Origin of the sequence: Ramlibacter tataouinensis (assembly GCF_027941915.1) — a bacterium.
Taxonomy (GTDB): domain Bacteria; phylum Pseudomonadota; class Gammaproteobacteria; order Burkholderiales; family Burkholderiaceae_C; genus Ramlibacter; species Ramlibacter tataouinensis_C.
This window is the reverse complement of sequence record NZ_CP116009.1, coordinates 2,801,142-2,817,774: the sequence shown is the minus strand read 5'-3', so window position 1 is coordinate 2,817,774 and position 16,633 is coordinate 2,801,142. Positions and strand designations below refer to the sequence as shown.

The 16,633-nt window shown below is 72.2% G+C and carries 17 protein-coding genes; 4 read left to right on the top strand and 13 right to left on the bottom strand.

Annotated features, from left to right (window positions below; translation table 11 throughout):
- Window positions 1–177 precede the first annotated feature (177 nt).
- The gene (locus PE066_RS13370) at window positions 178–2,049 is read left to right on the top strand and encodes an ABC transporter ATP-binding protein (protein WP_271233027.1); all 1,872 of its coding nucleotides are present in this window, start codon (window positions 178–180) and stop codon (window positions 2,047–2,049) included.
- Here the strand turns inward: PE066_RS13370 and PE066_RS13365 are convergent.
- Both PE066_RS13365 and PE066_RS13360 read right to left on the bottom strand, forming a co-directional pair.
- On the bottom strand, window positions 1,991–2,497 hold the full coding sequence (locus tag PE066_RS13365; protein ID WP_271233026.1) for a hypothetical protein: 507 nt from the start codon (window positions 2,495–2,497) through the stop codon (window positions 1,991–1,993). The genes PE066_RS13370 and PE066_RS13365 overlap by 59 nt on opposite strands.
- 107 nt (window positions 2,498–2,604) lie before the next feature.
- On the bottom strand, window positions 2,605–2,739 hold the full coding sequence (locus tag PE066_RS13360) for a hypothetical protein (RefSeq protein ID WP_271233025.1): 135 nt from the start codon (window positions 2,737–2,739) through the stop codon (window positions 2,605–2,607).
- A 1,000-nt stretch (window positions 2,740–3,739) separates the two neighbouring features.
- On the opposite strand from PE066_RS13360, the gene PE066_RS13355 reads away from it, so the two are divergent.
- Window positions 3,740–4,450: a TraX family protein gene (locus tag PE066_RS13355; protein WP_271233024.1), complete on the top strand. Its 711-nt coding sequence runs from the start codon at window positions 3,740–3,742 to the stop codon at window positions 4,448–4,450.
- A gap of 183 nt (window positions 4,451–4,633) precedes the next feature.
- On the opposite strand, the gene PE066_RS13350 is transcribed toward PE066_RS13355, so the two are convergent.
- Complete coding sequence (locus PE066_RS13350) at window positions 4,634–4,972, bottom strand: four-helix bundle copper-binding protein (protein WP_271233023.1); 339 nt, start codon at window positions 4,970–4,972, stop codon at window positions 4,634–4,636.
- 73 nt (window positions 4,973–5,045) lie between these two features.
- Here PE066_RS13350 and PE066_RS13345 point away from each other — a divergent pair, with 73 nt between their 5' ends.
- Both PE066_RS13345 and PE066_RS13340 read left to right on the top strand, forming a co-directional pair.
- Complete coding sequence (locus tag PE066_RS13345) at window positions 5,046–5,645, top strand: Mut7-C RNAse domain-containing protein (protein WP_271233022.1); 600 nt, start codon at window positions 5,046–5,048, stop codon at window positions 5,643–5,645.
- A 123-nt stretch (window positions 5,646–5,768) separates the two neighbouring features.
- Window positions 5,769–6,983 carry a hypothetical protein gene (locus PE066_RS13340; protein WP_271233021.1) on the top strand — a complete coding sequence of 405 codons (1,215 nt, stop codon included), beginning with the start codon at window positions 5,769–5,771 and terminating at the stop codon, window positions 6,981–6,983.
- A gap of 149 nt (window positions 6,984–7,132) precedes the next feature.
- On the opposite strand, the gene PE066_RS13335 is transcribed toward PE066_RS13340, so the two are convergent.
- From PE066_RS13335 to aceK, 10 genes are all read right to left on the bottom strand, one after another.
- On the bottom strand, window positions 7,133–7,552 hold the full coding sequence (locus PE066_RS13335) for a universal stress protein (RefSeq protein ID WP_271233020.1): 420 nt from the start codon (window positions 7,550–7,552) through the stop codon (window positions 7,133–7,135).
- 9 nt (window positions 7,553–7,561) lie between these two features.
- Window positions 7,562–8,266, bottom strand: coding sequence for a TerC family protein (locus PE066_RS13330; protein ID WP_271233019.1), 705 nt, complete (start codon window positions 8,264–8,266; stop codon window positions 7,562–7,564).
- A gap of 163 nt (window positions 8,267–8,429) precedes the next feature.
- Window positions 8,430–9,824: a sensor histidine kinase gene (locus PE066_RS13325; RefSeq protein WP_271233018.1), complete on the bottom strand. Its 1,395-nt coding sequence runs from the start codon at window positions 9,822–9,824 to the stop codon at window positions 8,430–8,432.
- On the bottom strand, window positions 9,821–10,507 hold the full coding sequence (locus tag PE066_RS13320) for a response regulator (RefSeq protein WP_271233017.1): 687 nt from the start codon (window positions 10,505–10,507) through the stop codon (window positions 9,821–9,823). The genes PE066_RS13325 and PE066_RS13320 overlap by 4 nt, the downstream gene beginning before the upstream one ends.
- A 62-nt stretch (window positions 10,508–10,569) precedes the next feature.
- Window positions 10,570–11,247, bottom strand: a complete 678-nt coding sequence (locus PE066_RS13315) for an HAD family hydrolase (RefSeq protein ID WP_271233016.1) — start codon at window positions 11,245–11,247, stop codon at window positions 10,570–10,572.
- Window positions 11,244–12,374 carry an acyl-CoA dehydrogenase family protein gene (locus PE066_RS13310; RefSeq protein ID WP_271233015.1) on the bottom strand — a complete coding sequence of 377 codons (1,131 nt, stop codon included), beginning with the start codon at window positions 12,372–12,374 and terminating at the stop codon, window positions 11,244–11,246. Before PE066_RS13310 ends, PE066_RS13315 begins: the two co-directional genes overlap by 4 nt.
- 30 nt (window positions 12,375–12,404) lie before the next feature.
- Window positions 12,405–13,073 (bottom strand): SDR family oxidoreductase, encoded by a 669-nt coding sequence (locus PE066_RS13305; protein WP_271233014.1) that lies wholly within the window; start codon window positions 13,071–13,073, stop codon window positions 12,405–12,407.
- A 55-nt stretch (window positions 13,074–13,128) separates the two neighbouring features.
- Window positions 13,129–14,310 (bottom strand): acetyl-CoA C-acyltransferase, encoded by a 1,182-nt coding sequence (locus PE066_RS13300; protein ID WP_271233013.1) that lies wholly within the window; start codon window positions 14,308–14,310, stop codon window positions 13,129–13,131.
- Window positions 14,311–14,331: 21 nt separating this feature from the next.
- A complete protein-coding gene (locus PE066_RS13295; RefSeq protein ID WP_271233012.1) occupies window positions 14,332–14,820 on the bottom strand; it encodes a hypothetical protein in 489 nt (162 codons plus the stop codon).
- The gene (gene aceK / locus PE066_RS13290) at window positions 14,817–16,613 is read right to left on the bottom strand and encodes a bifunctional isocitrate dehydrogenase kinase/phosphatase (protein ID WP_271233011.1); all 1,797 of its coding nucleotides are present in this window, start codon (window positions 16,611–16,613) and stop codon (window positions 14,817–14,819) included. The genes PE066_RS13295 and aceK overlap by 4 nt, the downstream gene beginning before the upstream one ends.
- Window positions 16,614–16,633 lie beyond the last annotated feature (20 nt).

The window sequence follows — 16,633 nt, the reverse complement described above, 5'->3', positions numbered from 1 at the left end:
AAATGGCACCGGATCGGCTCATCCATCGGCGCTGCGTTGCGCCGGGCCACTTCGCCACGGTCGCGTGGCCGGCAAAGTCGAGGCTGCCTCCGCAGTACCCGGACCTCCCATCCCAACCGTACGCCCGCCCGCAACCCGGCCCTCCGCGCGCCGATCCACGCCGGCTTCCTTCCCACGATGTTGCGTTCCCTGACTCTCGATGCCCCGGGCGCACGGGCGCCCGCCTTGCACCCGGCCCGCGCACTCGTGCGCCGCGCCCTGCCCTGGCTACGGGGGTTCGGCCGGCCGATCGCCAAGGTGCTGGCGCTGGCCCTGCTGCTGGCGGCCGCCGGCGCCGCGGCGCCGCTGGCCGTGATGGGCTTGATCGACCAGTTGGGGCGGGTGGCGGCCAACCCGCAGTCGATCGGGCCCGGCACCGGTCGCGCCATCCTGCTGGCGCTGGCGCTGGTGGCGCTGGCCGAGCTGGCGCCGGTGTGGCTGTCGCGGCTGCTGGAGGCACGCAGCGCCCGGGTGCGACTGGACCTGGACTTCGCCCTGCGCCAGCGCGTCACCGAGCGCCTGCACCAGCTGCCGCTGTCCTGGCACCAGCAGCAGACCGTGGGCGGCACCGTCAGCCGGGTCAACACCTCCATCAACGGCTTCGTCAGCGCGGTGGCCGAACTGGCCTTCAAGGCCCTGCCGGCGGCCTTCTACCTGCTGCTGGCGCTGGCGGCGCTGCTGCAGCTGGATTGGCGGCTGGCGCTGGCGGTGTGCGTGTTCGCCCCGCTGCCCGCCCTGATCGGCATGCGGGCCGCGCCCGAGCAGGCCCGGCGCGACCGCGACCTGCTGGACCACTGGTCGGCCACCTTCGGCCGCTGGACCGAGGTGCTGGGCGGCATGCGCACCGTCAAGGGTTTCGCCATGGAGCGCGCCGAGGAACGCCGCTTCCTGGGCGCCGTGGCCCAGGGCAATGCGCGCGTCAAGCGCGGCGCGCGCCTGGATGCCCGCACCGCGTCGCGGCAAGCGCTGTCGGTGGCCGCCGCCCGCCTGTGCGTGGCCACCATCGGCGCCTGGCTGGTGCTGCGCGGCCACGGCACCGTCGGCACCCTGGTGGCCGCCCTGCAGTACGTGGGCGGGCTGTTCGCGCCGATCCAGGGCCTGACCAACGTCTATGCCACGGCGCGCCGCGCGCGCGTGTCGCTGGAAGCCGTCGGCGCCATCCTGGACGCGCCCGACCCGGTGGCCGACGCACCCGGCGCGCGCGAGCTGGTGGTCGGCCGCGGCGAGGTCGCGTTCGAGCGCGTGGGATTCCACTACGGCGATGGCCGCCCGGTGCTGCGCGAGCTGTCGCTCACGGTGGCGCCCGGCGAAACGGTGGCCCTGGTGGGCCCCAGCGGCTGCGGCAAGACCACCCTGGTGTCGCTGCTGGAGCGGTTGCATGCGCCCACCACCGGGCGCGTGCGCATCGACGGCATGGACCTGGCCGGCTGCACCGGGCAGTCGCTGCGCAGCCAGGTCGGCACGGTGATGCAGGACGTGCACCTGTTCCACGACACCATCGCGGCCAACATCGCCTACGGCACGCCCGGCGCGACGCGCGAGCAGACCGAGGCGGCGGCCCGCAACGCCAACGCGCACGAGTTCATCGAGCGGCTGCCGGCCGGCTACGACACCGTGGTCGGCGAGCGCGGCGCCGGCCTGTCGGGCGGCCAGAAGCAGCGCATCGCGATCGCCCGCGCGCTGCTGAAGAACCCGCCGATCCTGGTGCTGGACGAAGCCACCAGCGCCCTGGACAACGAGAGCGAGGCGCTGGTGCAGGCGGCCCTCAAGCGCCTGACGCGCGGGCGCACCACGCTGGTGGTGGCGCACCGGCTGTCGACCGTGGTCGATGCCGACCGCATCGTGGTGCTGCGCGGCGGCCAGGTCGAGGCCATCGGCAGCCATGCACAACTCATGGCCCAGGGCGGCTACTACGCGCAGCTGTTCCGGTCGGCGTCCAAGGGGACGCCCGTCAAGGCAGCCACTCGGGTTCGGCACCCGGCGCGCGCGGCGCGACGGCCTGCGCGCTGACCGCTGGCGCGCCCGGCAGCGGGTGCAGGAATTCCGGCCGCAGCTCCGGGATGCCGTTCGGATAGAAGCGCTCGGGTCCCAGCGGCGGCAGCGTCCAGGCCACCGGTGGCGGCAGCGTCGAGGGCGCCGCGCGCCCGACCCTCGCTGACGGCGCCTTCCGGGTTTGCGGCCCGCGGGTGGACAGGACCGGCTTGCTGCGCCGTTGCAGGCGCGGTGGCGAGTGCTTGCCGGTGGCGCGCGCCTTGCCCGACGGGCGGACCTTCTTGCGCAGCGCGGACTTTTTCTTCTTCACGGCGGGGGGCACGGCCGTGCCGGACGCGTTCGCCTGGGGCAGCTTGCCGGTGGCCTGCGCCGATGCATGTGCGGGAGCGACCGTCGCCGCCGCGCAGCCCAGCACGGCGGCCAGCACCCAGGCAGCCGTCCCCGGAACCCGCTCGATCACACCCATGGCGCCGGCCTCCGCGCGGAAGTTGCACACAGGCCGGAATGATCCAGTCCAGCCTGCGGTTCGGCGGTAGGAGGGCAGCCGCCCCGCTCGTCAGCCACGGCGGGACGTCACTGGCCCGATGGAGCCACCAGCCCCTGGCTGTCGGCTTCGTCCGTGCGGCGCGCCCGCGGCAGCGGCGCCATCGGCGGCAAGGCGCTGACCTCCGGCGGTCCGCCCATGGTGGCCGTCACCGGAGAGGTCACCGCCGATTCGCCCACCCTGGCCGCGAGGACAGGCGACGGGGGCGCGCGACGGATCACCGCGACCGAAGGCGGCGTTCCAGTCGGGGCCGCTGTCGGGCCGACGTCGGGGCCGCCGCCGGGGCCCTGGCCGGCCCCGACGGACGCAGTCCCCACCGAGCCGACCGCCGCGGATCCGGCGCCGGCGGATGCGCCCGAAGCGGTTCCAGCGCCGGCCCCGGCTGCAGTCGGCGATCCGCTGGCTCCGGCCGTGCCGCTGGTGCCGCCCGCCGCGCTGCCGCCGCCCACGCCCGCGGATCCGGCGGCTCCTGCTGAGCCAACGCCAGCGCCTGGGCCGCCTCCCGCGGCGGCCCCACCGCTACCCGATCCGCCTACACCTACACCGACGCCTGCACCTGCCCCTGCACCGCCTGAGCCACCTGTCCCGCCTGCGCCGGACCCCCCGGACCCACCGGACCCACCGGAACCACCGGACCCACCGGACCCACCGGACCCACCGGACCCACCCGAGCCACCCGAGCCGCCGGGCCCACCGGAGCCACCGCCGCCCCCACCGCCGCTCGCGCCGCTACCGCCGCCGACACCGGCGCCGGCACCGCCGCCCGGGGCGCCTCCCCCGCCACCTACCCCTGCGCCCACGCCACCACCGCCGCCACCACCAACTCCCGCTGCGCCGGCACCGCCACCCACGCCTCCAGCGCCGCCGCCTGCACCACCGCCGGCACCGCCGCCGCCTCCACCACCCTTGGCCCAGGCCTGGTGCGGCCACAGCGCCCCGCAAGTGGCCGCTGCCGCCGTGACGAGCAGCGCGGCCACCATCCTGCTTGCCTGAGCTTTCATGGTTTGCCTTTCAGTCCGGCAGCCATGTTCCCGTTTCCCATCTGCCGGGCTGGTCGGACGTTGTCCGACACGTGCGTCGGCGGCGCCTTGCGCTGACTTCGCGCGTTGGCACAGCCGTTGGTTGCCGACACGCATGCACGGGCGGTACGCCCTAGCATCGTCCATGGCCACCGCACTACGCCCCCAGGCTCCGCTCGGCTTTGCCGACGGGCAGCTCGAGGCGCTCAAGTGGGTCGGCATGGCGGCCATGTTCTGCGACCACATCGGTCGCCACCTGCTCGGGATGCCGCACGAGAGCTGGGCCTTCATCGCCGGCCGGCTGGCCTTCCCGCTGTTCGCCCTGGTGCTGGGGCTGAACCTGGCGCGCGAAGGTGATCGGGCCGCGCGCTGCGTCCGCGTGACCTGGCGCCTGCTCGCCTGGGGCGCGGTCTCGGTGCTGCCGTCGATCTGGGCGCGCGGCGACCCCGCCCTGCTGAACGTGCTGTTCACGCTGGGCCTGGGCGCGGCACTGTGCTGGATGCTGGAAAGCCCGGCCCACGCCGCCTGGCGCGCACTGGCCTGCCTGGCGATCGCCACCGCCAGCTGGTTCGTCGAGTTCGGCACCGGCGGCGTATTCCTGGTGGCCGCGACCTACCTGTATGCGATCCGGCGCGGAGGCGGCCTGGCCACGGTGGTCATCGTGCTGCTGCTCGCCACCGCCTGGCTGAACGCGATCTTCGGCGGCTGGCCGGCGTTCTTCGGCACGCTGGCCGCGCTGCCGGTGGCCTGGCTGGCGCAGCGGCTGCCGCTGCGGGTGCCGCGCTGGCAATGGCTGTTCTACCTGACCTACCCGGTGCACCTGGCGGTGATCGGCGCCCTGAAGGCGGCCGGGTGACGGCGCGGCCGGCGAAGCGCCGCCCCGAGACGCCGAGCACCGACAGACTTGCTGCGGCTCGACGCAGCTGCTTGGCAACGTCCGCGGGAAGGTCATGCGGAAGTCATTCGCCACCAAGCATGCAGAGCCGCGCCGTTGCGGCTTCACTCGTTGGCCGCGTCCAGCCAGAAGACGGCGATCACCTCACGCGGCCATCTGCTCGCAAGCCTGGGCACAGCGCTGGCACGCTTCGGCGCACTGCTGGCAATGGTCCATCGGATGGCGTGCGCATTCCTCGCCGCAGGCGCGGCAGGCCTGTGCGCAGACCTTGCACAGCGCCGGCGCGAGCTCGCTGGCACCGGCCATCAACGCGACCGACACCTGGCACAACTGGGCGCAGTCCATGTCCAGCGCGATGCAGCGCGCCATCGCCTTCACGTCGGGCTCCTGCAGGCAGGAAGCGGCGCAGTGCTGGCAAGACACGACGCAGGCGTTGCACGCGGCGATGCAGTCGAGGTAGCGGGTCAGGGCGTCCTGGGACATGAGCTTGCTCCGGGGCAAACCGGCAGCTTAGGCACCGCTCCGCACGGCGATGTGGGGCCGAAGGTGACAGCTGTTGCCGAAGTGCGCCCCCTGGCTGCTGGTCGCCCGTGCCAGTGCGCGCGCTTGGCCGGCCGCGCACGAGAATCCCGCGGTGGCCTGCCTGCCTTCCGCCGCCCCCGCCACGGGCGAGACTGCCCCCCGCTTCGCCGCCGACGCCATGCTGGCCCGGCTGGCGCGCTGGCTGCGCCTGCTGGGCTGGGACACCACGCTGGATGCCGCGCTGCACGACGGCAAGCTGGTCCGCCAGGCCGAGCAGGAAGACCGCGTGCTCCTCACCCGCGACCGCCACCTCCTGCGCGAGCTGCGGCCGCACCGCGCGTTGCGCATCGAGCATGACGATCCGCTGCAGCAGCTCGCGCAAGTGGTGCGCCAGCTGGCCCTGGCGCCGCCGGCCGAGCTGTTCACCCGGTGCACCGTCTGCAACACCGCGCTGTCGGCCCCCTTGCCGCCGCAGGCGAGGGCCGCCCTGCTGCCGGCCGACGTGCGCGAACTGCCCGGTCCGGCCCGCCACTGCCCCGGTTGCGGCCGCCTCTACTGGCGCGGCTCGCACGCCCGCCGCATGCGCGCGGCCCTCGAGCGGGCCCTGCCCGGCTGGTTGCGGCGCGAGCCCTGATCCGCAAGCCGGCCGCGCTCGGCGCATGTAAGCCGCGCCGCCCAGCCTTTGCACCTCGACACGGTTGTAAACGGCTGAGCCACAGCAAGATGCCCCGTCCGAACTGTCGAGCAGGAGGACGGCATGAACACGAGAACGAGGGCCGCCGTGGGCGGGTTGCTGTGGGTGGGCATCGTGGCCGCCGGGCTGGTGGCCTGCGGCGGTGGCGGTGGCGGCGCCGCCGGCGCCATCGGCGACACCCCGACCGGCACCAGCGTGGTTTCGACACCGGGCGGCGATTCCGGTGCGGGCGCCGGCAGCGCCCCGGTGCTGGGCAGCTGCGAGATGTTCCCGCCGCAAGCGGTGTTCAACACCCGCATCGACGACACCAGCCGGTTCCCGGCGCATGCGCAGAGCGCGCGCTGGATCGCCTCGATCGGCGCCGCCACGCCGTTCCGCGCCGACTGGTGGCTGGGCGAGGACCCGTCGCAGCGCGACGCCTACTACGGCATGCCGGTCAACGTGGTGAGCGGCGGCGCCGCCGACACGGACTGGGCCGGCCTGCAATACGACTTCCGCCCTTCGGGCGCAAGCAGCGAAGTCGGCTGGCCGCACGAAAGCGACTGCGCGGTGGCCGACGGCGCCGGCGGCCACTCGCTGGCGCGCGGCTGCAGCGCGGTGCCGGCCGGCGAGCGCCGCTTCCCGTTCCCGCGCAGCGGCCTGAAGAACGAAGGCGGCACCTGCAACGACCCCAACACCTGCGGTGACCACCACGTGCTGGTGGTCGAGCAGGGCGCCTGCCGGCTGTGGGAGGGGTTCGCCACCTACAAGCTGTCGAACCAGTGGTACACGCTGGCCAGCGCCGGCTGGGACCTGAAGTCGCTGGCGCTGCGGCCGGACGGCTGGACCGCCGCAGATGCCGCCGGCCTGCCGATCACGCCCTTCCTGGCCAGGGCGGCCGAGGCCGGCAGCGGCGAGATCCGCCATGCGCTGCGCGTGACCTTCCGCGACGCCGTGCTGTCGCGCGGCTACAGCTGGCCGGCGCGCCACGGCGCCGGCGGCGACACGCCCGGCGGCATCCCGTTCGGCGCCGTGCTGCGGCTCAAGGCCGGCTTCGCCATCCCCGCGCACTGGACGCCGCAGGCCAAGGCGATCGCCACCGCGGCCCAGCGCTACGGCCTGTACGTGGCCGACATCGGCATGGACTTCTACGTGCAGGGCGAGCCCGACGCGCGCTGGAGCGAGCAGATGTTCCGCGACCTGCGCGGCATCGCGCTGTCCGACATGGAGTTCGTCGACCTCGGCGCCATCACCCGCGACCCGCGCTTCTCGCCCGACTCGATGGCCGCCAGCTGGTGACCCAGCGCTGGAGAGCTCATCACTTGAGTTGCACTCGACACACGCGATGCATCATGAGTTGAGGTTCCAGTGCCACCGCGGAACCGGCTTCGCCGGGCCGCTGGTGGCGCCCCTTGAGGGGGAGCGGCCGCAGGCCGCTTCGGGGGTGGTCAGATCACCTGGCAGCCGCGCGTGCCGGCGAGCAGGTGGCGCACCTGCTCGGCCATGGTTCCGAGCCAGCCGCCGGCGCTGTCACCGGCATCGCCGAGGATGATGCGGTCGCAGCCGAGCTCCTGCGCGGTGCGCGCGATGGTCTCGGCCCGGCGCCCCACCCGGACCACCAGCCGGTGCCACACCCCGGCGGCCTGCAGCAGCGCGCGCGCCGGCTCGAGTTCCTCCAGCCCGGCGTCGTGCTGCAGCCGCGCCAGCTCCCCCGGGCCGAAGAACGCAGCGACATGCCCGGACACCAGCGGCTGCACGCTGAGCAGGTAGACCGGCACCTCCTCGCGGCGGTGGATGCGGATGGCCTCGGCCAGGGCGCGCTGCGCCTGCGGGCCATGACCGTCGATCGGCAGCAGCACCTGGGCCATGGCCTCTGCTCAACCGGCCGGGCGGCGGCCGCCATCCAGGGCCTGCTGCGCCGACAGCCGGGCCAGGTACTTGCCGGCGGCGATCACCAGCAGCGCGCCGGCGACCGGCGCGACGAGGTGCAGGGTGTGCTGCTGCTTGGCCCAGACGTTGATGGCCGGATCGGTCAGGGCCATCTCGCCGGCCACCCAGCCCAGCAGCCCGGCACCGATGGTGACGATCACCGGGAAGCGCGTCATCAGCTTCAGGATCAGGGTGCTGCCGAAGATGATCAGCGGGATGCTGATCACCAGGCCCACCACCAGCAGCAGCACGTCGCCCTTGGCGGCCGCGGCGACGCCGATCACGTTGTCCAGGCTCATCACCAGGTCGGCCACCACGATGGTCTTGATGGCGCCGACCAGGTTGGAGTTGCCCGCCAGCTCGTCGCCCTCGTCGTCGCCCTTGAGCAGGCCGACGCCGATCCACAGCAGCAGCACCGCGCCCAGCAGCTTGAGGTAGGGCAGCGTCAGCAGGTAGACCGCGAAGAAGGTCAGCACCAGCCGCAGCACGATGGCGCCCACGCTGCCGAACAGGATGGCCTTCTTCTGCTGGTGCGCCGGCAGGTCGCGGCAGGCCAGGGCGATGACCACGGCGTTGTCGCCGCTGAGCACGATGTTGATCATGATGATCTGCATCAGCGCGATCCAGAACTCGGGGGAGGTCAGCAGGGCCATGGCTTCCTTCGTGCGGCGGAGGCGCCGGCGGAGGCCTGCGCTCGCATCCGAGCTTAGGAAGAGCCGCTGTCGCGGCCTTTTCGGCCAGCTGTCTGCAGGCTTACACGGCCGGCCGCCGGCGACCGCCTCGCCCCGAGGATTCCGGCGGCCGCGGACAGGCCCGTCAGTGGGGAACGGCTTCCGGCGGCGGGAAGTGCACCGTGAAGGTGTTGCCGGTGCCGTCGTGGTCCTCGCCGAGCGTGATGCGGGCGCCGTGCAGCGCGGCGATCTCGCTGACGATGGCCAGCCCCAGCCCGCTGCCTTCGGCGCGGCCGCCCAGCAGCCGGTGGAAGCGCTCGAACACGCGGCTGCGTTCCTCGGCCGGGATGGTGGGGCCGTCGTCGCTGATCGATAGCGTGCGCGCCTCGCCGGCACGGCCCACCTTGACCGTGACGCGCCCGCCTTCGCGGCTGTAGCGCACGGCGTTGTCGACCAGGTTGTTCAGCAGGTCGCGCAGCCGGTCAGGGTCGGCGTCGATCGTCAGCGGCGCACCCTGCCCCTCGAAGCCGAGATCGATGTCCCGCGCCAGCGCCTGCGGCGCCCACTCCATGCTGATCTCCAGCGCGAAGGCCTCCAGATCCAGCGCCTGCAGGCGCACGGCGCCGGCGGCGCCGGGTTCGTTGCGGGCCAGCGCCAGCAACTGCTGCACGATGCGCGACAGCCGTTCGGCGCTCAGGTGCAACTGGGCCAGCGAGTGCCGCACCCGGGCCGGATCGCTCTCGCCCAGGGCCAGGTCGATCTGTGCCTTCAGGCCGGCCACCGGCGTCTTGAGCTGGTGCGCGGCGTCGGCGACGAAGCGGTTCTGCGCGTCCAGCGCCGCGCCCAGCCGCAGCATCAGCGCATTGACCTCCTCCACCAGCGGGCGCACTTCCTCGGGCGCATGGGCGGCGTCGAGCGGGCTCAGGTCCTGGTGCGAGCGCCGCGCCAGCGCCCGGCCGAGGGCGCCCAGCGGACGCAGGCCGCGCCCCACGCCCCAGTACACCGCCGCCACCGCCATGCCGATCAGCACCAGTTGCGCCAGCAGCAGGCTCGCCACGATCTCCCACGCCAGGCGCTGGCGCTTGTGGGTGGTTTCGGCCACCGTCACCAGCACCTGGCGGGAGGCATCCTGCGCGTCGTAGGGCAGCCAGGAGACGGCGACCCGCACGTCCTCGCCGGCGATGCGGTCCGAATGGAACAGCGGCCGGCCGTCCCTGGGCGGCCATCGCGGCGGGGGCCCCAGCGCGGCGTCGCCGCCGAGCGCGCGCCCGCCGGCGTCCCAGACCCGCAGGAACAGGCGGTCGTCCTGGTCCACCTGCAAGGCGCGCTCGGCCGCCGGCGACAGGTCCAGCCGCGGCCCGTCGGTGCCGGCGTGCACGTGCAGCGCGACCTCGCGCGCGATCTCGTGCAGCCCGCGGTCGTAGGCCTGGTTGGCCAGCCGGGCGGCGCTCCACCAGCCCAGCGCGGTGTCCAGCACCAGCAGCGCCAGCAAGGGCCCCAGCAGCCAACGCAGCAGGACGCCCTTGAGCCGCGTGCTCACAATGCCTCGCCCTCCTCGTGGCTGCGTTCCATCAGGTAGCCCATGCCGCGCACCGTGCGGATCTCGCAGCCCAGCGGCTCGAGCTTGCGGCGGATGCGGTAGACATAGACCTCGATGGCGTTCAGGCCGACGTCGTCGCCCCAGCCGTACAGGTGGCTGACGATGTTCTCCTTGCTCACCACCCGGCCGGCGCGCAGCAGCAGCAGCTCCAGCACCGCCAGTTCGCGCGCCGACAGCTCGATCGGCTTGCCGTCGAACGCCACGCGCCGGCCCACGGTGTCGAAGGTCAGGCGGCCATGGTGCAGCAGCGGCGACACGGCGGCGGCGCCGCGCCGCAGCAGCGCCCGCACCCGCGCCTCCAGCTCGGCCAGCTCGAACGGCTTGGTCAGGTAGTCGTCGGCGCCGGCATCGAGCCCGGCCACCCGGTCGGCCAGCGCATCCATCGCCGTGAGGATCAGCACCGGCGTGGTGGCGCGCCGCGCCCGCAGCCGGCGCAGCACGTCCAGCCCGCTCAGGCCGGGCAGGCCGATGTCCAGGATCGCCAGGTCGTAGGCGGCGGCCCGCAGCGCCTGGTCGGCCTCCTCGCCGGTGGCTGCGACGTCCACCGCGTGGGCGGCGCGCGCCAGCGCCCGCGACAGGGCGTCGGCCAGCACTTTGTCGTCTTCGGCCAGCAGGATTCGCATGGGGTGGGCGGGTCGGCTTGCCCTGCCATTGTCGCGCCGGGCCGCCGACGGCGCCGGCCCGGTCAGTCCGTGAGCAAGCCCGGCAGTTCGTCCATGCGCGTGAACACGTGCACGGCACCGGCCGCGCGCAGGGCGGCGGCCCCGTCGTGCCCCGCCTCCGGTGGGCTGTAGCCGAACACGGTCGCGCCGGCGGCCGCGCCGGCCGTCACGCCGACGACGGTGTCCTCCACCACGGCACAGCGCCGCGGCTGCGCAGCCAGCGCCGCCGCGGCGGCCAGGTAGACGTCGGGGGCCGGCTTGGAGCGGGGCATCTCGTGGCCGCTGAACACGCGCCCGTCGAAGAACGGCAGCAGGCCGCACTTGGCCAGCTGCATTTCGGCCTTGCCGCGGTCGGCGCCGGTGGCGCAGGCGACGCGCCCGCCGAAGCGCCGGTGGACGTCGGCCACGGCCGCCGGCACACCCGCGATCGGGCCGACGCGGCGCTCCAGTTGCTCGTTGCGGCGGCGCCGGAAGTCGGCCAGCCAATCGTCGGTGAGCGGCCGGCCGGTGGCGGCTTCGATCCGCTCGCGCTCGTCCTTCACCGCCTTGCCCAGGAAGATGCGCATGCATTCGGCCGGCGTGAGCTCCCAGCCGCGCTCGGCCAGCATGTCGCGCAGCACGCCGTGGGTGATGGGTTCGCTGTCGACCAGCACGCCATCGCAGTCGAACAGGACCGCATCGAAGCGGTGCGCCGGCCTCACGCCAGCGCCCGCTGGATGATGATCTTCTGCACGTCGGAGGTGCCCTCGTAGATCTGGCACACGCGCACGTCGCGCCAGATGCGCTCGACCGGGAAGTCGCCGACGTAGCCGTAGCCGCCCAGCGTCTGGATGGCGGCGCTGCAGACCCGCTCGGCCATCTCGCTGGCGAACAGCTTGGCCATGGCCGCTTCCTTCAGGCAGGGCCGGCCGGCATCGCGCAGGCTGGCGGCATGCCAGATCAGCTGGCGCGCGGCTTCGAGCTGGGTGGCGCACTCGGCCAGCCGGAATCCGACCGCCTGGTGCTCGAAGATGGACTTGCCGAAGCTCTCGCGCTCCTTGGCGTAGGCCAGCGCCACCTCGAAGGCGCTGCGCGCCATGCCCAGGCTCTGGGCGGCGATGCCGATGCGCCCGCCCTCCAGCGACGACAGCGCGATCTTGTAGCCCTCGCCTTCCTCGCCGATCAGGTGGTCGGCCGGGATGCGGCAGCCGTCGAACCGGATCTGCGCGGTGTCGCTGGAATGCTGGCCGACCTTGTCCTCCAGCCGGGCGACGACGTAGCCCGGCGTATTGGTGGGCACCAGGAAGGCGCTCATGCCGCGCTTGCCGGCGCCCTTGTCGGTGACGGCGATCACCACCGCCAGCTGGCCGTTCTGGCCGCTGGTGATGAACTGCTTGACGCCATCGATCACCCAGGCATCGCCGTCGCGGCGGGCGGTGGTGCGCAGGGCCGAGGCGTCGCTGCCGACGTGCGGCTCGGTCAGGCAGAAGGCGCCCAGCAGCTCGCCCTGCGCCAGCGGCGTGAGCCAGCGCTGCTTCTGCGCCCGGCTGCCGTAGCGCATCAGGATGGCGTTGACGGGGCAGTTGGTGACGCTGATCGCCGTGCTGGTGCCGCCGTCGCCGGCGGCGATTTCCTCCAGCACCAGCGCCAGGCTGACGTAGTCGAGGCCGGCGCCGCCGTATTCCTCCGGCACGCAGATGCCATAGGCGCCCAGCGCCGCCAGGCCTTGGTGCACCTCGCGCGGGAAGGTGTGCTCCTTGTCCCAGCGGGCGGCATGGGGCCACAGTTGTTCCTGGGCGAAGGCGCGCACGGCGTCGCGGATCATTTCCTGGTCGGGGGTCAGCAGCATCTCGAGGGTCTTGGGTGTGGATCGTTGCGGTTACCAGCCGTCGAACGGCGTGCCGTCGTGGTCGAGGAACGCGCCGCTCTGCGGCGCGGCGAGCAAGGCGATGGTGCGGCGCATGGCGGCGACGCTCTGCTCGGGACTGAGCGGCGCCCCGGGCCCGCCCATGGCGGTGCGCACCCAGCCGGGGCTCAGGGCCACCAGCGTGGCGCGGGGATAGTCGTAGCTGGCCGCGCGCACGGTCATGTTGAGGGCCGCCTTGCTGGCCCGGTACAGCCAGCCGAAGCTGGAATGGGCGCCGGCGATGTGGCCCATTTCGCTGCTGATGAAGACGAAGCGGCCGTGCGCGGCCTCCACCAGCGGGGCCACCTTCGGGATCGCCTGCATGGCGCCCAGCACGTTGGTGCGCATCACCTGGTCGAAGTCGGCCTGGGTCGGCGGCTCTTTCGCGCCGGCCGTGCTGTACACGCCGGCCACGTACAGCGCGATGTCGAGCTTCTCGCCGTCGAGCTGCCCGGCCAGCGCACCGATGCTGGCCGGCGCCGCCACGTCCAGTTGCACGGGCTCGGCGCCCAGGGCCGCGATCTTCTGCAGCCCCTCGTCGGTGCGCGCGGTCGCGATCACCTTGTCGCCGGCGGCGCGGTACTGGCGCACGAACTCCAGCCCGATGCCGCGCGAGGCGCCGAGGACGAGCACGGTGCTCACATCACCCTCGCCCGGATAAACGCATCTTCGCCGCGCCGGGCCGGAAGCTTGCGCCTCAGGCCAGTTCCAGCGCGACCGCCGTGCCTTCGCCGCCGCCGATGCACAGCGTGGCGATGCCGCGCTTGCCGCCGCGCGCCTGCAGGGCGTGGATCAGGGTGACCATGATGCGGGCGCCGGACGCGCCGATCGGGTGGCCCAGCGCGCAGGCGCCGCCGTTGACGTTGACGATGTCGTGCGAGACCTTCAGCTCGTGCATCAGGGCCATCGGCACCACGGCGAAGGCCTCGTTGACCTCCCACAGGTCGACGTCGGCCACCTTCCAGCCGGCCTTGGCCAGCGCCTTCTGGGTGGCGCCCACCGGGGCGGTGGTGAACCACTCGGGCTCCTGCGAGTGCATGGCGTGGCTGACGATGCGGGCGATGGGCTTGCAGCCCAGGCGCTGGGCGGTGCTCTCGGTCATCATCACCAGCGCCGCGGCGCCGTCGTTGATGCTGGAGGAGGAAGCGGCGGTGATGGTGCCGTCCTTCTTGAACGCCGGCCGCAGCGTCGGGATCTTGTCGAGCTTGACCTTGCCCGGGCCCTCGTCGGTCGAGATCACGGATTCGCCGGCGCGGGTCTTGACCGTCACCGGGGTGATCTCCCTGGCGAAGGCGCCGGACTCGGTCGCCTTCTTGGCGCGCGTGACCGACTCGGTGGCGAAGGCGTCCTGGGCCTCGCGGCTGAACTTGTACTTGGCGGCGCAGTCCTCGCCGAAGGTGCCCATGGCGCGGCCGGGCTCGTAGGCGTCTTCCAGGCCGTCGAGCATCATGTGGTCATAGACCTTGTCGTGGCCCATCCGGTAGCCGCCGCGGCCCTTGAGCAGCAGGTAGGGCGCGTTGGTCATGCTCTCCATGCCGCCGGCGACCATCACCTCGTGGCTGCCGGCCAGCAGCATGTCGTGGGCGAACATCGCGGCCTTCATCCCCGAGCCGCACATCTTGGACAGCGTCACGGCGCCGGCGCTCTTGGGCAGCCCGCCCTTGAAAGCGGCCTGGCGGGCCGGCGCCTGGCCCTGGCCGGCCATCAGGCAGTTGCCGAACAGCACCTCGCCGACCGCGTCGGCCGAAATGCCGGCGCGCTCGACGGCGGCGCGGATTGCCGCGCCGCCCAGGTCGTGGGCCGACAGCGTGGAAAAGTCGCCCTGGAACGCCCCCATGGGGGTGCGGGCGGCACTGACGATGACGATGGATTCAGCCATGGTTCACTCCTTGTCGAAAAATCAGGTGGCCGTGAGGATGGCGCCACGCTCCTCGGAGGCGATGCGCCGCAGGTAACTCTGGAATTCGGGGTCTTCGCCGCTCAGCAGCAGCGGCAGGGTGTTGTGGAAGTCCTCGCGCCGGCACCACTCGCGCATGTAGTCGTCCCAGCTGTTCCAGCGGCGGCGCTCGTCCTCGCCCATGCGGGGCTTGTAGGCCACGAGGTAGGCTCGCTCGAAGAGCGAGATCAGCATATCGAAGATCACCAGCATGCGCTCGCGCTGCTCGGGCGTGGGGTTATCCAGCCGCTCGTTGCTGCGCAGCCTCAGGTCGGGGTGCTGCAGCACCACCTGCAGGAAGTCGTTGTAGGCATCCGAGAGCAGCTGGTACTGGTGCTCTTCCTCGTTGTCGCGTTCCTTGCGCTGCTCCCAGGCGAAGAACAGGATGGCGAAGGGCAGGCCGAGCGCGGTCACGACATAGCTCGCCAGTTCCCAGGCGTCCCGCATGCTCATGCCACCGTGGCAGCGGCGACGTGCTCGAACCGCTTGTCCTGTTCATAGGGGAAGACGTCGTGCACGTGGCCCGCGCGGATGCGCTGCTGGTGGGCCTGCCAGAAGCGCGCGTCCAGCAGGTCGCCGTGGTGGCGCATGAAGACCTCGCGCACGGCCGGATTGCCCAGCAGGAAGGGGCCGAAGGTCTCGGGAAAGACGTCGCGCGGCCCGACCGGGTACCAGACCTCGCCGGACAGCTCCTGCTCCTCGTTGCGCGCCGCCGGCACCTCGCGGAACCGACAGTCGGTGACGTACTCGATCTCGTCGTAGTCGTAGAACACGACCTTGCCGTTGCGGGTCACGCCGAAGTTCTTCCACAGCATGTCGCCCGGGAAGATGTTGGCGGCCACCAGGTCCTTGATCGCGTTGCCGTACTCGATGACGGCGCGCTCCACCTGCTCGTGCGCGCCGGCGTCCAGCGCTTCCTGCAGGTAGATGTTCAGCGGGATCATGCGCCGCTCGATGTAGAGGTGCTTGATCACCACCTCCTCGTGGCCGTCGCGGTCGCGGTCGCCGATCTCGAGCTGGCTGGGCGCGAAGCGGCGGATCTCCTCCAGCAGGCCTTCCTCGAAGCGGTCGCGGTCGAACGCCACCTCGCTGTACTCCCAGGTGTCGGCCATCCGGCCGACCCTGTCGTGCTGCTTGACCAGCAGGTACTTGCCCTTGATCTGCTCGCGCGTGGTGTCCTTCTGCGGCGGGTAGTAGTCCTTGATCAGCTTGAAGACGTAGGGGAACGACGGCAGGTCGAACACCAGCATCACCATGCCCTTGATGCCCGGCGCGATGCGGAACTTGTCGCTCGAGTGCTTCAGGTGGAACAGGAAGTCCCGGTAGAACAGGTTCTTGCCCTGCTTGGCCAGTCCGAGCGCGTTGTACAGCTCCGAGCGCGGCTTGCGCGGCATCAGCGAGCGCAGGAACTGCACGTACGCGGCCGGGATTTCCATGTCGACCATGAAGTAGGCGCGGGCGAACGAGAACAGCATCAGCAGCTCGTCCTCGCCGAACAGGCAGGCGTCGATCACCAGCTTGCCGTTCTCATCGTGCAGGATGGGCAGCGCGAACGGCACCTCGTTGAAGCCGTTGATCAGCTTGCCCACCACGTAGGCGCCCTTGTTGCGGAAGAACAGCGACGACAGCACCTGGATCTGGAAGTTGGCGCGCAGCTTCACGTGCGCCAGCCGCGAGCTCATCGCCTCCAGCACCTGGCGTGCATCGCGCTCGAGGTCGTCGAACGGGCGGCGCAGCTGGAAGTTGGTGATGATGCGCACGATGTTCTCGTGCAGCGTGTCGCGGCTCGGGTAGTAGGCGCGATAGGTGGGCGTGGCGGCCGGCTCGTCGTTCTCGATGTACTCGGTGGAGACGGCCGGCCGCACGAAGATGAAGTCGTTCTGGAAGTAGGTCCGGTGCAGGATCTTGGTGGTGACCGAGTTGAAGAAGGTCTCGGCGCACTCGGGCTGGTGGTGGTCGATCAGCAGGCCGATGTAGTGCAGCTTGGCCTGGTGCCAGACCTCCATCGGCTGCTCGCCGGCCCTGAACTCCTTTTCCAGCCGCGCGACCGCTTCCTTGACCCGCAGGTCGTAGAACTCGATGCGCTCGCGCTGGGCCCGCTGCTGGCCGTGCCAGTCGGCGGTCTCGAAGCGGTGCTTGGCGCGCTGCGACTCCAGCCGGAACAGCCGGTAGTGGCGGTTGAAGCCGTCGAGCATCGCCTTGGCGATGTCATAGGCAAGGGTGGAGTCCAGCCGCTGCGGAAACATGGGACCCTGTTCGCGTGGCT

Excerpts from the sequence above, each read along its gene's own strand:
- PE066_RS13370 (WP_271233027.1), top strand. The coding sequence starts at position 178 with ATGTTGCGTTCCCTGACTCTCGATGCCCCGGGCGCACGGGCGCCCGCC.
- PE066_RS13365 (WP_271233026.1), bottom strand. The coding sequence starts at position 2,497 with ATGGGTGTGATCGAGCGGGTTCCGGGGACGGCTGCCTGGGTGCTGGCC.
- PE066_RS13355 (WP_271233024.1), top strand. The coding sequence starts at position 3,740 with ATGGCCACCGCACTACGCCCCCAGGCTCCGCTCGGCTTTGCCGACGGG.
- PE066_RS13350 (WP_271233023.1), bottom strand. The coding sequence starts at position 4,972 with ATGTCCCAGGACGCCCTGACCCGCTACCTCGACTGCATCGCCGCGTGC.
- PE066_RS13340 (WP_271233021.1), top strand. The coding sequence starts at position 5,769 with ATGAACACGAGAACGAGGGCCGCCGTGGGCGGGTTGCTGTGGGTGGGC.
- PE066_RS13335 (WP_271233020.1), bottom strand. The coding sequence starts at position 7,552 with ATGGCCCAGGTGCTGCTGCCGATCGACGGTCATGGCCCGCAGGCGCAG.
- PE066_RS13330 (WP_271233019.1), bottom strand. The coding sequence starts at position 8,266 with ATGGCCCTGCTGACCTCCCCCGAGTTCTGGATCGCGCTGATGCAGATC.
- PE066_RS13320 (WP_271233017.1), bottom strand. The coding sequence starts at position 10,507 with ATGCGAATCCTGCTGGCCGAAGACGACAAAGTGCTGGCCGACGCCCTG.
- PE066_RS13310 (WP_271233015.1), bottom strand. The coding sequence starts at position 12,374 with ATGCTGCTGACCCCCGACCAGGAAATGATCCGCGACGCCGTGCGCGCC.
- PE066_RS13300 (WP_271233013.1), bottom strand. The coding sequence starts at position 14,310 with ATGGCTGAATCCATCGTCATCGTCAGTGCCGCCCGCACCCCCATGGGG.
- PE066_RS13295 (WP_271233012.1), bottom strand. The coding sequence starts at position 14,820 with ATGAGCATGCGGGACGCCTGGGAACTGGCGAGCTATGTCGTGACCGCG.
- aceK (WP_271233011.1), bottom strand. The coding sequence starts at position 16,613 with ATGTTTCCGCAGCGGCTGGACTCCACCCTTGCCTATGACATCGCCAAG.